The sequence below is a fragment of the Hespellia stercorisuis DSM 15480 genome (genome assembly GCF_900142165.1).
Lineage (GTDB): Bacteria > Bacillota > Clostridia > Lachnospirales > Lachnospiraceae > Hespellia > Hespellia stercorisuis.
The window spans coordinates 30788-44466 of the sequence record NZ_FQZY01000016.1; the positions used below are offsets into that span (position 1 = coordinate 30788).

A 13679-nucleotide genomic window follows, 5' to 3' on the forward strand; every position below is an offset into this window, starting at 1 on the left:
GCAGGTACATGTTGCACAGGCAAGATGTACCTGCCTTTTTCATATAATGAATACTAATGAAAGAATGTGATATGTGAGAAATGATGAGCGATTTGAAGATGATGCAGGACTATATAGACAAAGGACAGCTGCAGGTTAATGTAGTGTCGGATATTACATCGGCCCCGGTCAGAGATGCCGGTGTGGAAATTTCCTATACCGGTGTGCCAGAGAGTACACTGGAAGAACTCTCCACCAATGAATCCGGGCAGACAGAAACGGTGGAACTGAATACCCCGCCGTTGGAGTACAGTCTGAACCCGGCGGTGGAAGCACAGCCTTATTCGGAATATACACTGAGGATAACGGCCAGTGGATACGAGCCTGTGCTGATAGCCGGAGCGGAGCTGCTGGCGCAGGTCAAGGCGATCCAGAATATCCGTCTCCGCCCGATTTTAAATCCAGAGGAGGGGGAGGAGGTGTTTGTGATCCCGGCACACACGCTCTTTGGAAATTATCCGCCCAAGATCGCAGAGGAAGAAATCAAACCGATTGACGAGAGCGGAGAGATTGTCTTGAGTCGCGTAGTTGTTCCGGAATATATTGTGGTTCATGACGGTTCTCCCAGAGACAATACAGCGACGAATCACTATGTGAAATACAAGGATTACATCAAAAATGTTGCCTCGAGTGAGATCTATGCGACCTGGCCGGAGGATACGATTCGTGCAAATATTCTGGCAATCATGTCCTTTACCCTGAATCGGGTCTATACGGAGTGGTACCGGAACAGTAACAAATTAGGGGTTGAAGGAGACGGCATCTGAATTCCCCGTTTTATTTTATTTGATTATTTGCTATACTATTCTTAAGAGATTATGGGCAGGAAGTGTAGTAGTCTGTAAATATCCGCGTTGATTTCTGAATTGCGGGAAAATTATCTTTGGAATAGAGGGATAAATTATATGAAGAATGAGACAGGAACATTTGAAAATCTGCCTGATGGGGCAGGAACAGAGGCTGGATTAGAGCAGCAGAGATTTCAGATGGTTGTAGACGAACTGAACGCAGCCATCATAGAGTGGGATCAGAAAGGCAGAACTTTCTATTCATCCGCGGCATACCAGAATTATGCGCTCAGCAAAGTCAGCGCCGATGATATTTTGAATAACTGTGGTCCCGTTGATGTGGTACACCCGGATGATATATTGATTTTGCAGGAGTTTTTTGATAAGAGCAAGGCCGGAAAAAAGAAGGCGGAGGTAAGTCTCCGGCTGAAGATGATGGATGGCAGTTTTCACTGGTGCCGCCTGATTGGAATGTTCTACAGAGATGCAGAGGGAGAGCCGTCGAGAACGGTTGGAATTATTATTGACATAAACGAAGAGCACCAGCAAAGTGTTATGCTGTCTTCTCTGCTGAATGAAATTCCGGGTGGCGTTATCATTTACCGTATAGGAGAAACCATTGAGACCGAGTATTTCAGTGATGGGATTCCTGCCCTGACAGGGCACAGAGTGGATGAATACCGTGCATTGATCAATTCAGGAAATGTGTTTCAGACATTTGTGTTCGAGGAGGATTACCTGGAATTTGAACAGGTGGTTAACGAGGCAGTCTCGGCCCGGGGCCCGATTAATTTCACTTATCGTGTAAAGCATAAGGACGGTTCCCTTTCCTGGCTGCAGATATCTGCCTGTATGATACGGGAAGAGGAAGGGGCATTGATCTATTATGCAGTGTTCATGAAACCGTCCGATGAGGCTGCATTATACCGGAATATTGTCGAGAACTCTTCGAACGGGGCTCTGGTAGCGGAACGGAGGACACAAAGACTGCTCTTTGTGAATGAGGCAGTCGGGAATGTACTTGGCGTGCCGTATCAGCGTCTGCAGAAAAAAATCGAACAGGCGGAGAAAATAGCAGAAGAATATAAGCTGCTGAGTGATGAGGAAATCCGTTCCCTGAGAGCGGATGCGTTTAGCGAATTTCACGTGGTATACGATGGGAAGAAGCATCTGCTCATCAATGCAATGGCATTGAACTGGAATGGGATAGATTCTTATATCTTGTATCTGACGGATGAGACTGCCGAGTATGAGCATCAGGTGGAACTGCAGAGCAGCCGGGTTATGCTGGATGTCGCACTCTCCAGTGCAAAAGTCATGGCCTGGAGATATAATGCGTCGCTTCGCACAATAACAGATTCGGGCACCTTCGGAATCATGTATCATATGCCGAAAGTAATCAGGAATATTACGGAAGCTTTCCTGCATACCTGGGGGAAGAGGCTGATTCATGAGGACAGCATAGAGGCGATGGACTGGCTGTTCAAACACAGCTGTGACGGAAAACGGATTGAGAAGGATGTTCGCTGTAAGATACCGGATGGATCAAAATATGTATGGCAGAGAGTGATTTATACGCCGATATTTGATAAGCAGGGAGTCTGCGTAGAAGCCATTGGAACCGCAGTGGATATTACGGAGCAAAAGGAGAAGGAGCAGGCATATGAAGAGCAGCTGAGGCTGAATAAAAGAATGGCACAGGATGCGCTGGCCATCGCAAGCTATAATCTGACAAAAAACCGCATCTTTGAGGCGGAGAGCAGGCATCCCTATTATACACGGATCATGGACTGCGCCACGGCAGATGAGGTGCTGGAGGGGATACGCTCGAATGTCTGGGAAGGTGAGGAATACCAAAGCTTCGAGGCGGTGAAAGACTGTAATGCCCTGCTGAAGCAGTTTGAGAACGGAACAACACATGTTGAAATCAGACATCATCTTCGTGAAAATACACACTGGATGCTGACCAGCTTTGATATGATGGCGAATCCGTATACGGGTGATGTAGAAGCGATAGGAGTGCTTTGGGATATTTCAGAGGCTGTTCGAGCGGAACTGGTGGTGAGCAGGCTCCTGAAGATCGATTATGCGGCCATTTCGACAATTGATACAGAAACTGGCGTAGCCAGACCGTTTAGAGAGAAAGATGCTCCGGAAAGTATTCGGGAATTGGTGAATCTGCAGAAGGTCCATGAAAAAATGGAAGAGGGGATGGTTTCGTTTATCCGGAAATATGCTATGGAAGAAGATCGCGACAGGGCAGTGACAGAAAATTCGCTGGATTATGTGAAAGAGCAGCTGGAACAGGCACTTATGTACGAAAGTCTGTTCTCCGTAAAAACCGGGAACCAGATCATTCATAATCGTGTCGTATATGCTTATCTGGATGAGACGAAGGATACGATTTTGTGTGCGACGCAGGATGTAACCGAAGCATACGAGCAGGAAGAACAGAAAAAACAGGAATTATCTGCAGCACTTTCGGCTGCGGAACAGGCAAATCATGCCAAAACAGAGTTCTTCTCCCGTATGAGCCACGACATGCGGACTCCGATGAATGGGATTCTCGGTCTTACAGAATTGTCTGAGCAGGAGAACGATATAGAGATGATCAAAGAAAATATGGCAAAAATCAGGGAATCGGGGGGGTACCTTCTGAGTCTGATCAACGATACCCTTGATTTTCAAAGGATTGAGAGCGGCAGTCTGAAGCTTAACAACCAGATTGTGTATACGAACACCGTGTTTATGAACATTCTGGATATGATACATCCGGCTGTGGTGGAGAAAGGAATTGATTTTCAAGTGGTCAATCACAACGCACATATGGGCTGGTATGTATATCTCGATCCGGTTCGCATTCGACAAATTTTTATAAATCTTCTTTCCAATGCAATTAAATTTACTCCAACAGGCGGGAGTGTGATTTTGGAGGTTACAAATCTAAGCCGGAATGGGATGATATCTCAAAATTGCATTAAAGTCATTGACACAGGGATTGGCATGAGCAAAGAATTTTTGGAAAATCATTTGTTTGAGCCGTTTGCACAGGAATCCAATGACGTATCTGGATTCTATGCAGGCTCTGGATTGGGGCTTTCGATTGCGAAAAGACTTGTTGAACTGATGGGTGGTCGAATAGAGGTGGAGAGCAGTCTGGAAATCGGAACGACTTTCTCTGTCTATCTGGACTTTCGGAGAGTGGATGCCGGGAGTGCGCAGAAGGAATTGGATGCCAGACAAAGTACGCAGTTTGAATTGGAAGAAAAGCTGGTTGGCAGGAAAGTTCTGCTTGTGGAGGACCATCCGTTGAATGCGCAGATTGCAGGAAAACTGCTTGAAAGAGTAGGCTGTGTTGTAAAGTGGGAAAATAACGGGGCAAAAGGTGTAGCCGCTTTCAAAAAATCGAATCTGAACGAATACGATGTGATTCTTATGGATATCCGTATGCCTGAAATGGACGGCATTGCTGCAGCGAAAACAATCCGGGGACTTGACAGAGAGGATGCAGGATCTGTACCTATTATAGCGATGACGGCCAACGCTTACGACGAGGATGTCCGAAAATCACTGGAGGCTGGGATGAATGCACATTTGGCAAAGCCGGTCAAACCGCAGAAGATGTATGAGACGATTGTTCGGTTTATGTCGGAGCAGGGTGGTGGATGATAAAGCGGACATTCGGAATCTGTGGTTAAACAGGCAATAAAACACCGGCAGCTGCATAAAGTAGTTATAACAACATATTTTCTGATGTGATGCAATGAGTATGCATAATGATGATACAGCGGGCGGATACAGAGTGACCGTATCGTTTGAGGAGGACCCGTGCAATGAGTGGGCGGATGGGGAAACTCTGTCGGAGATCCGTGCGCTCCTGATATTTGAATTGAAAAGACAGCTTCATCTGGGGTAGACGGCACTGTGTTCAGAGTACGCATGCTATTAAGAGTGAGTTCAAATCAGCAGCTGGATGCAGACGGGGACCTCACAATTCAGCGTCAGCTGGTGGCGGAATACATCAAAAAACAAAGGAACTGGATTCTGGACGAAAAAGAATATTTTGAAGGCAGCAACAGCGGCTACAACAATGCTGTTACAGACAGGGCGATTCTTCAGGAAATAAAAAAAGATGCAGAGGGGGGAGAATTTGATATTCTGGTCTGTTACAAAGATGATCGCGTGGGAAGACGCATGTGGGAAGTCGGCGCATACGTCATGGAGCTGAAGAAAATCGGAGTCGACATTTACACAGTGAAAGACGGCTGCATTTCCCCGCAGACAGACGATATTATGGGGCAGATGGTTCTTGCCCTTCGTTATGGAAATGCACAGAAGAGCAGCTCGGATACGGGAATGCGTGTAAAGGATACGGCAAAAAAGCTTGTGCAGGAAGGCCGGTTTGTGGGGGGGAGAGCACCGTTTGGTTACGAACTGGTTTACTCTGGTGAAATCAGCAGACACGGGCGGGCCCTGAAAAAATTACAGATCATATGGGCGCAGGCTGAAGTGGTCCGATACATTTATCGATTATCCATGGTGAAAGAGTATGGTTCCTCCAAAATAGCAAAAGAGCTGAATCTGGATCCTTATTATCACGCAATGGCGCCGAATAGCGACTGGAGAAGCGGAACGGTAACCGGGATTCTGACCAATCCGGTCTACTGCGGCTACATGTCTTACAACCGCCGGGAAAAAAAGGACGGGAGATATCGCACCACAGGCAGCTGTGACCGCTTTTTTTCGGAGAAACAGATCCTGGAGCTCGTGATTATTCCGAAAGAACAGTGGGAGCAGGTTCAGACGAAACGGAAACTTCGAAGTCAACAATATGCGAAGACCCCGGAGAATGCAGCAGCAAATGTGATCGGGAAAAATGACGGAATGCTTGCATTGATTGATGTGGCTTACTGCGGCTGCTGCGGGCGGAAACTCACAAATGGAACGAAGTACAATTACTGGACAATCAAAGAGACGGGGGAGCGGCGGGCAAGCAGATCCGGTGCATACAAATGTCCCGGAGCCTGGGAGGGGGGTCCGCACGAAAACAGTTCTGTATTTCGAGCGGACCAGGTAGAAGCGGCAGTCTTTGAGTCCGTCGGTACATACCTGGAATTCCTGAACCGGGATGTCGAAATCATGGAGGAGATACAGGCGTGTATCCGTGAAAAAGACAGGGAGCAGATCCAACGAACCCTTCGGGTGGAAATGGAACTGGAAAAAATGCAGGAGAAGATTAGAGTGATGGAAACGCATATTCCGGATGCAGTGGCGGGGGAGTATCCGATTTCAGCAGCGGATCTGGGGGGAGCCATCCGAATGCAGAGGGAACTGTGCGCAGAAAAAAAGCGGGAAATTGCTGCATTGAAAAAAGCATGTGGGGAAGAGGCGTGCGGGGAAGAGGCGTGCAGAGAAAAGGCGTGCAGAGAAAAGGCGTGCGAGAAAAAAGAGTATGGAACGAGGCTGACCTGGAAAGATGTTTTTGAAAATGCGGATCATGACACACAGCGGGTAGTGATCAACAAACTTGTCAAACGAATCTACATAAAAAGACAGGAAATCCATATCGAGTTCAACTATCTAAAAAACGACCATCCTGACGGATGATCGTTTTGCATCTGAAATCTGTTTTTGTCCTACCAGTTGGTATAAATATCAATTGTTCCGCTCGCACAGCCGGAATCATATACCTTTCCCATGCCGAGGGAGGTCTCAACAATCGTACCCTTCTCGTAATCGCTGCTGGCTACGCAGATATAATTGTCTGCATCACGAATGGTTCCGTCTGCTGCAACATGGCGTCCCGGGATATTAAGTCCGGTGCCGGGAAGGACGTTCTCTGAATAGTAGGTCTCCCTGTGACCATTGAAGTAAACAACGCCCTTTCCGGGGGTCAACGGATCATCAGAGCCTGTATAATCGGAGTTGCCGGAAGAATCGGATGGAGCTTCCTCAGAAGGCACCTCCGGAGCCGGTGCGGCCGGTTCTTCCGGTGTCTGCTGGGAGACGGTTTCCTGTGCCGGAGCACCCTGAGTAGAAGCGGTCTCCTGCGCTGTCTTATTGCTCTGCGCGGCAGCTCTGGCCTGCGCCTCTTTTGCCTGATTTTCCTGCAGCTGTGCAGTTTTGATCTGTGCGATCTGTGCATTCACTGCATTGATGTCTGTAGAGGTAGCCGCAGCCTTTTGATTCAGTGAATCCTGTTTGGTCTGCAGTTCACTCTGCATGGCTTCAAGGGAAGCTTTCTGCTCGCTCAGGTTGTCCTGCTGTTTCTCGATGGTGGAGCAGGTTGTCTGAAGCTCCACAAGTTTTTCTCTGTCATAGCTGCTGATGCTCTCGATGAAATCAGCACTGTTTAGAAATTCAGAAATGTTTTTGGAGGAGAACAGCATTTCCAGAAGAGAGGTATTGCCGTTCTCGTACATGTACTGGATACGGCTTTTCATCTCCTGGTATTGTCTTGCTTCATCGTTCTGGATAATGGAGAGCTGCTCCTGTGTGCTGATGATGGCATTGTTGGTGTCTTCCACCTGAATCTCAATGTTGGCAATTTCGGTGCTCATATCCAGTATTTCGCCATTGATGCCCTGAAGCTGCTGCTGCAGAGAAGATGACTGATTCTCCAGGTTGCCGGTATCTGTTGCCAGTACCGGAACGGAGGTGGACAAAAGAGCAAGGGAACAAAATATTCCGATATTTATCTGTAGTCTTCGTTTGGATCTTATATTCATAATCTTTATCACTCCTTTTTAGACTGTCTTGTTATTGTACAATATTTTGATGAAAATTACAAATAAACTTTTTATGACGCTGCTTTTCACCTGTTGTATACCTTTTCACAACAGGCGTTGAGTCAAATTTCCATGCTCTCCCAAACCACCTTTTCCACTTTCCTAATTAGATATTTTGGACAAATGTCCCGAAGAAAGAAAACGATTTGTAAAAAATATGTAAAATAATGACATATGAAAGACAAAAATCCTATACGGAAGCAGATAAAAAACATATAATAATATACAAGAAATGGAGCTGAACAAAAGAGAAAATATACAAAACGCACATTTCTCGCGCGCAAAAAAGATAACTATAGTTAATATGTCATGAAAGATGAGGCATAGAAAGGAGAATCTCTATGATTCAGACAAATATAATGGATGTGTTGGAGGCTTTGGAGAGAGATAAGAAGATTTACGATATTTTTAAAAATTGTCCTTATGAGATTTTACGCACCATACAGCTTAAGCGGTATAAGGCAGGAAAATTTGTCCTGGAACAGGGAGTAGTGCATGACACTTTTTACATTATTGTAGAGGGCTGTGCTGATATCTATGTCGAATCCGAGCATGGAAAGAAATACTATCTCAATACATACGAGAAAGGTCAGTATATCGGAGAACTGGAAATCTTTGACCGGGTTCCGTATATGAGCCGGATTGAGTCGAAGGGGGAGGTAGTTGTTCTGGAAGTGGGCAGAGAAAATTGTCTGAAATGGATTCGGAGCGATCAGAATTTCAGCGAATACATTTTGCATACATTGTGCCGTGGAACCTATCGGACCTACCAGAATATGGGAGACAATTCTCTCTACACACTGAAACAGAGAATCTGCCAGTTTCTGATCGACAATACGGATGATGAAGGACATTTTCATGTACCGCTTCATACAGAGACGCTCAGTGAGCGAATGGCAGTTACGCCCAGAAGCGTGAACCGGATTTTGAAACAGCTAAGAGATGATGACGTGATAGAGATAAATAAGACAATGGTGACCATAAAGAACTACGATCAGCTGTTAGAAGAACGATAAAAATAAGGGACAAAAAAAGCAAACACAGTAAGGAGATAAAAACCATGAGCAATCATTTACAACCACATATTCGATGCAGCGAGGAAGATATGGCAAACTACGCAATCCTTCCGGGGGATCCACAGCGCGTGGAACGAATCAAAGAATTTTTGACAGACGCAAGAGAAATCGCATTCAACAGAGAGCACAAAAGTGTTGTGGGATATTACAAGGGAGTCCGTATCATGGCAGTTTCCACCGGTATGGGCGGTGCTTCAACGGGAATCGCCGTAGAAGAGCTACATAACATTGGTGTAAAAGCAATGATCCGAATCGGAAGCTGCGGAGCCCTGCAGACAGGAATCCGCTTGGGAGACCTGATTATAGTAAATGGAGCAGTCCGGGACGAAGGCGCTTCCAAAGCTTATATTGATGATATTTATCCGGCTGTTCCGAACACAGATCTGCTGAATAAAGTAATCGACGCAGCAAAGGAACAAAAATTCCCTTACCATGTAGGAATCGGAAGAAGCCACGACAGCTTCTACACTGACCGGGAAGATGATATTGACGCATACTGGGCAAAACGCGGCGTACTCGGTGCGGACATGGAGACCGCCGCACTGTTCGTCATCGGAGGACTGCGCGGTGTGAAGACGGCATCAATCCTGAATACAGTTGTGGAATATGAAGGAAACCTTGAGGATGAAATCAATCAATATGTTGACGGGGAAAATGCAGTCAGCGATGGCGAGAAAAAAGAAATCCTGACTGCATTGGAAGCGTTTGTGGCAATGGAGCATTCGTCAGAAAACGGAGGAGACAAATCGTGAAAAAGAAATCTTATAACAGTCCCTGGTCCCTGCAATTCAATACTGCGGCCTTAGTACTGATTCCGGCAGCGGTGGGAATCAACTACCTGGGCAAATTATTTGCGGGAGTATTAAAGCTGCCACTATGGATGGATTCCATTGGAACGTGTCTTGCGGCCTGTCTTGCAGGTCCGGTCGTGGGAGCAATCTGCGGAGCGATTAACAACATTATCTACGGACTTACCATGTCACCGATTTCCATGGTCTATGCATTTTCGCAGGCGGGAATAGGAATTGTGGTCGGCCTGATGGCATATTACGGACGAATGAATAAGATCGGCGGAGCAGTTGCTACCGGTATCCTGGCAGGACTGGCAGCCGTATCCATCTCCACACCGTTAAACATTGCTTTCTGGGGCGGAACAACCGGAAATCTTTGGGGAGATGCGGTGTATGCACTGTCGCTGGCAAAGGACCTTCCGGTGTGGCTGGCTTCCTTGCTGGATGAGATCGTGGTGGACCTTCCAGATAAAATCGTGACGGTGATCATTGTCATGGGAATGTACCGCGGAATGCCAAAGAGCCTGCAGTCACTGTATCAAAGCAACGGAAAAATCGAGAGTCTGGATTAGGAGGAGAACCATGAAAAGTATCAGTTTATATGAAGAAAAAAATTCTACTTTGAATCATCTGGATTCCGGCTGCAAGATGCTCTATATGGTGGCAGCAATCCTGGTTCCGGCTCTGATTGGAAATAAATGGGCAAATGTGGCGGTAATTGTACTTAGTATTTTCCTGCTGACCATTTCCAAAGTCCTGAGAAAGACCATTCCGGTTCTGAGTGTTTCAGGAATTGTTATTTTGACTATTGTAATCATTCAGGGAATGTTCCGTGCCGGGAATACCACTGTGGTATTGCAGCTCGGCCCCGCAGCATTCTATAAGGAAGGACTGCTCTACAGTCTTGGAATTGCCCTGAACGTATTTAATATCCTGCTTGCAATCTGTGTGCTGATTTTTACGACAAAGCCATCGGATATGGTGGAGAATTTTATTGAAAAAGGATTTTCTCCAAGACTTGGTTACGTGTTTATCTCCATTTTCCAGATCATTCCACAGATGATGGAGACGATGAACACCATTACAGATGCACAGAGAAGCCGTGGAATGGAGACGGAAGGAAGCCTGCTGGTCCGTATCAAGGCCTTTCTGCCACTGATTTCACCTGTTGTTATGAGCTCGCTGGTGGATACAAAAGAACGTGCAATTGCATTGGAAGTGCGTGGATTTAACGCAAAGACAAAAAAGACATTCTTAAATGAAAGAAAAGTAACGACGACAGATAAAATCATCAATCTGCTGCTGATCGCAGCGGTGCTCGCATCTGTTGCATGGAGGGTAAAATTATGGCTAGGATAGAAGTGAATCATCTGAAATACCGGTATCCTCATACAGAGAACCTGGCACTGAACGGAGTCAGTTTTCAGATTGAACCGGGAGAATTTATTGGAATCATCGGGAAAAACGGATCTGGAAAAAGTACACTCTGCCAGGCATTTACAGGGCTGATTCCAAACTTTTACAGAGGAGCCTACGGCGGAAATGTGAAGATTGGAGAAATCAATGTGCGGGACGTAGAAGTGGATGAGCTGTGCCAGAAGGTCGGCATCGTATTTCAGAATCCATTCAACCAGGTCACGGGATCGAAGCTGACTGTGTACGATGAGATTGCATTTGGTCTGGAAAATCTGGGCCTTACAAGAAAAGAAATGATTCGCAGAATTGATGATGCTCTGGAGCAGCTTGATATTACAAAGTTCCGTGACCGCAATCCGTTCGACCTGTCCGGCGGGCAGATGCAGAGAATGGCAATCGCAAGTATCATCGCCATGAACCCGGAAATCATCATTCTGGACGAGCCGACCTCACAGCTCGACCCACAGGGAAGTGAAGAAGTATTCAAAGCAGTGCAGAGATTAAGTCAAAAAGGAATCACCATTATCATGGTAGAGCATAAAATGGAAAAAATAGCTGCTTACAGTGACAGAGTCATGCTGCTGGATGAAGGAAAAATGATAGACTTTGATACACCACAGAAAATCTTCTCCAGAGATGATTTGCTGGAGCATGGAGTTCTGCCGCCTGCATTTACGAGAATCGGACGTGGACTTGGCCGGAAAAATGCGGCAACAGGTGAGTATCCGGTAACATTAAATGAAGCAAAAGAAGCGCTGGAGGGAATGGCCGTATGATGGGAAGATTAGAAATCAAGGATCTTCATTTCTCTTATACAGAGAATGAAGAGATATTAAAGGGAATCGATCTGGTGCTTGATCAGCAGTCTACAGCGATTATCGGACAGAACGGTGCAGGAAAAACTACATTTGTTAAGTTGTTAAAAGGTTTATTACAACCCACTTCCGGTAAAATAGTGTATAATGGAACTGATTTGAGCAGTATGACAGTGGCACAGATCGCAAAGCATATCGGAATGGTATTCCAGAATCCGAATGATCAGATTTTCAAAAATTCAGTCATCGACGAAGTTATGTTCGGACCGATGCAGGTCGGCATGTCGAAGGAAGAGGCGAAAGTCCACGCGATGGATGCACTTGAGATGGTTGGGATGGAGAAAAAATGCAAGGTGAATCCGTATGATCTTGGACTATCAGAACGCAAACTGATCTCCATTGCAGCTATTCTGGCAATGGATCCGGAAGTCATCATCTTTGATGAGCCAACCATCGCCCAGGATTATGCCGGAAAGAAATGTATCGGCGAAATTGTGGAGCATCTGAGAAACCAGGGGAAGCTGGTGCTTACCATTATCCATGACATGGATTTTGTGGCAGAGCATTTTGACCGCGCCGTTGTATTTGCGAAGGGTGGCGTGCTTCTGGACGGCGATCCGAAACAGGTATTTTCGAGAGCCGAAATTCTGGAAAAAGCGTTTCTGGAGCAGCCAAATGTGACCAGGCTCTGTCATGCACTTGGATACGAAGAAACATTTTTGACGACAGACGATTTTGTGGAATATAAGAAAGGGCAGTAATTATGAAAAAAAGAGTATTCTTGATTGTGTTGGACAGTGCCGGAGTGGGTGAAGCACCGGATGCGGATCAATTTGGTGATGTGGGCTGTGATACATTTGGAACCTGCGTAAGAAGCGGAAAGCTTCATGTTCCGAACATGAGCAGACTGGGACTTTATAATATTGATGGAACATCTTTTAGAAAGGAACAAGAGGATGTCAGCGGGTGTTACGGAAAGCTGCAGGAGCAGTCAGCCGGGAAAGATACCACAGTCGGACACTGGGAGATTGCCGGGATGATTTCCCACCAGGCAATGCCGACCTATCCGAATGGATTTCCCAAGGAGGTCATCGAAGAGTTTGAGGCAATGACCGGGCGGAAGGCACTCTGCAATCAGGTATACTCAGGGACAGATGTCATCCGGGATTATGGAAAAGAGCAGGTAGAGACCGGAGGTCTGATCGTCTACACTTCGGCAGACAGTGTGTTCCAGATCGCGGCACATGAGGAGGTTGTTCCACTGGAAGAACTGTATGATATCTGCAGAAAAACAAGAGCTATGCTGCAGGGGGAACATGGAGTGGGACGCGTGATAGCAAGACCGTTTGTGGGAACCTACCCTGACTATACCCGTACGGTGAACCGCCATGATTTTTCACTGGAGCCGCCAAAGGACACAATGTTAGATACACTAAAGGCGGCGGGGTTGGACACCATCGGTGTGGGAAAAATCTATGATATCTTTGCCGGAAAGGGCGTACAGGAGACCTATGCCAATGAGGGAAATAAGATCAATATGGAGCGGACACTTTCCCTTCTGGAAAAGGATTTCCACGGACTCTGCTTCGTGAATCTGGTAGATTTTGATATGCTTTATGGTCACCGTAATGATATCCCGGGCTATGTAAACGCACTGAATGAGGTGGATGTACAGCTCGGTCAGTTCATGGAGAAAATGGCTCCGGAGGATCTTCTGATCATCACTGCAGACCACGGATGTGACCCGGGCTTTAAAGGGACGGATCACAGCAGAGAGTATATCCCGGTTCTTTGTTACGGCGAGAGCCTGAAAAAAAATGTGAATCTGGGTATGCGCAGCAGCTATGCAGACATTGCACAGACAGTGATGGAGTATCTTGGAGTGGCTTATGAGGGAGACGGAGATAGTTTTTTTGCGGAGATAGAAAAATAAAAAAGAGATAGAAAAATAGATCGTAAAATTGTT

Annotated in this window: 11 protein-coding genes and 1 pseudogene; 11 read left to right on the forward strand and 1 reads right to left on the reverse strand. The window is 46.3% G+C overall.

What is annotated here, in order from left to right; translation table 11 throughout:
* Nucleotides 1-80: 80 nt before the first annotated feature.
* From BUB85_RS06475 to BUB85_RS06485, 4 genes and pseudogenes are all read left to right on the forward strand, one after another.
* A pseudogene (locus BUB85_RS06475) lies at nucleotides 81-770 on the forward strand (carboxypeptidase-like regulatory domain-containing protein); the annotation flags it as partial.
* Nucleotides 771-944: 174 nt separating this feature from the next.
* On the forward strand, nucleotides 945-4496 hold the full coding sequence (locus tag BUB85_RS06480; protein WP_073107112.1) for a hybrid sensor histidine kinase/response regulator: 3552 nt from the start codon (nucleotides 945-947) through the stop codon (nucleotides 4494-4496).
* Between the two features lie 94 nt (nucleotides 4497-4590).
* Nucleotides 4591-4743 (forward strand): hypothetical protein, encoded by a 153-nt coding sequence (locus tag BUB85_RS21425; RefSeq protein WP_159434620.1) that lies wholly within the window; start codon nucleotides 4591-4593, stop codon nucleotides 4741-4743.
* Nucleotides 4744-4766: 23 nt separating this feature from the next.
* Nucleotides 4767-6434, forward strand: coding sequence for a recombinase family protein (locus BUB85_RS06485; protein ID WP_242945367.1), 1668 nt, complete (start codon nucleotides 4767-4769; stop codon nucleotides 6432-6434).
* A 29-nt stretch (nucleotides 6435-6463) separates the two neighbouring features.
* Here the strand turns inward: BUB85_RS06485 and BUB85_RS06490 are convergent, their stop codons facing one another.
* Entirely contained in the window at nucleotides 6464-7555 is a 1092-nt protein-coding gene (locus BUB85_RS06490; RefSeq protein ID WP_073107119.1) for a coiled-coil domain-containing protein, read from the reverse strand.
* Nucleotides 7556-7956: 401 nt separating this feature from the next.
* On the opposite strand from BUB85_RS06490, the gene BUB85_RS06495 reads away from it, so the two are divergent.
* Genes BUB85_RS06495 through BUB85_RS06525 form a run of 7 tightly spaced genes read left to right on the forward strand, consistent with a single transcriptional unit; the run spans nucleotide 7957 to nucleotide 13646 of the window.
* Nucleotides 7957-8631 (forward strand): Crp/Fnr family transcriptional regulator, encoded by a 675-nt coding sequence (locus BUB85_RS06495; protein ID WP_073107123.1) that lies wholly within the window; start codon nucleotides 7957-7959, stop codon nucleotides 8629-8631.
* Between the two features lie 44 nt (nucleotides 8632-8675).
* Nucleotides 8676-9443 (forward strand): nucleoside phosphorylase, encoded by a 768-nt coding sequence (locus tag BUB85_RS06500; RefSeq protein ID WP_073107127.1) that lies wholly within the window; start codon nucleotides 8676-8678, stop codon nucleotides 9441-9443.
* Entirely contained in the window at nucleotides 9440-10054 is a 615-nt protein-coding gene (locus BUB85_RS06505) for an ECF transporter S component (RefSeq protein WP_073107130.1), read from the forward strand. Before BUB85_RS06500 ends, BUB85_RS06505 begins: the two co-directional genes overlap by 4 nt.
* 10 nt (nucleotides 10055-10064) lie before the next feature.
* Nucleotides 10065-10841, forward strand: a complete 777-nt coding sequence (locus BUB85_RS06510) for an energy-coupling factor transporter transmembrane component T family protein (RefSeq protein WP_073107133.1) — start codon at nucleotides 10065-10067, stop codon at nucleotides 10839-10841.
* Nucleotides 10829-11674 carry an energy-coupling factor ABC transporter ATP-binding protein gene (locus BUB85_RS06515; protein WP_073107136.1) on the forward strand — a complete coding sequence of 282 codons (846 nt, stop codon included), beginning with the start codon at nucleotides 10829-10831 and terminating at the stop codon, nucleotides 11672-11674. The genes BUB85_RS06510 and BUB85_RS06515 overlap by 13 nt, the downstream gene beginning before the upstream one ends.
* Nucleotides 11671-12474, forward strand: coding sequence for an energy-coupling factor ABC transporter ATP-binding protein (locus tag BUB85_RS06520; RefSeq protein ID WP_073107141.1), 804 nt, complete (start codon nucleotides 11671-11673; stop codon nucleotides 12472-12474). Before BUB85_RS06515 ends, BUB85_RS06520 begins: the two co-directional genes overlap by 4 nt.
* A 2-nt stretch (nucleotides 12475-12476) precedes the next feature.
* On the forward strand, nucleotides 12477-13646 hold the full coding sequence (locus BUB85_RS06525; protein ID WP_073107144.1) for a phosphopentomutase: 1170 nt from the start codon (nucleotides 12477-12479) through the stop codon (nucleotides 13644-13646).
* Nucleotides 13647-13679 lie beyond the last annotated feature (33 nt).

Bases quoted from the DNA above. Each gene is read 5' to 3' on its own strand.
- BUB85_RS06510 (WP_073107133.1), top strand. From the start codon at position 10,065: ATGAAAAGTATCAGTTTATATGAAGAAAAAAATTCTACTTTGAATCAT.
- BUB85_RS21425 (WP_159434620.1), top strand. From the start codon at position 4,591: ATGAGTATGCATAATGATGATACAGCGGGCGGATACAGAGTGACCGTA.
- BUB85_RS06500 (WP_073107127.1), top strand. From the start codon at position 8,676: ATGAGCAATCATTTACAACCACATATTCGATGCAGCGAGGAAGATATG.
- BUB85_RS06495 (WP_073107123.1), top strand. From the start codon at position 7,957: ATGATTCAGACAAATATAATGGATGTGTTGGAGGCTTTGGAGAGAGAT.
- BUB85_RS06480 (WP_073107112.1), top strand. From the start codon at position 945: ATGAAGAATGAGACAGGAACATTTGAAAATCTGCCTGATGGGGCAGGA.
- BUB85_RS06520 (WP_073107141.1), top strand. From the start codon at position 11,671: ATGATGGGAAGATTAGAAATCAAGGATCTTCATTTCTCTTATACAGAG.
- BUB85_RS06515 (WP_073107136.1), top strand. From the start codon at position 10,829: ATGGCTAGGATAGAAGTGAATCATCTGAAATACCGGTATCCTCATACA.
- BUB85_RS06490 (WP_073107119.1), bottom strand. From the start codon at position 7,555: ATGAATATAAGATCCAAACGAAGACTACAGATAAATATCGGAATATTT.
- BUB85_RS06525 (WP_073107144.1), top strand. From the start codon at position 12,477: ATGAAAAAAAGAGTATTCTTGATTGTGTTGGACAGTGCCGGAGTGGGT.
- BUB85_RS06485 (WP_242945367.1), top strand. From the start codon at position 4,767: ATGCTATTAAGAGTGAGTTCAAATCAGCAGCTGGATGCAGACGGGGAC.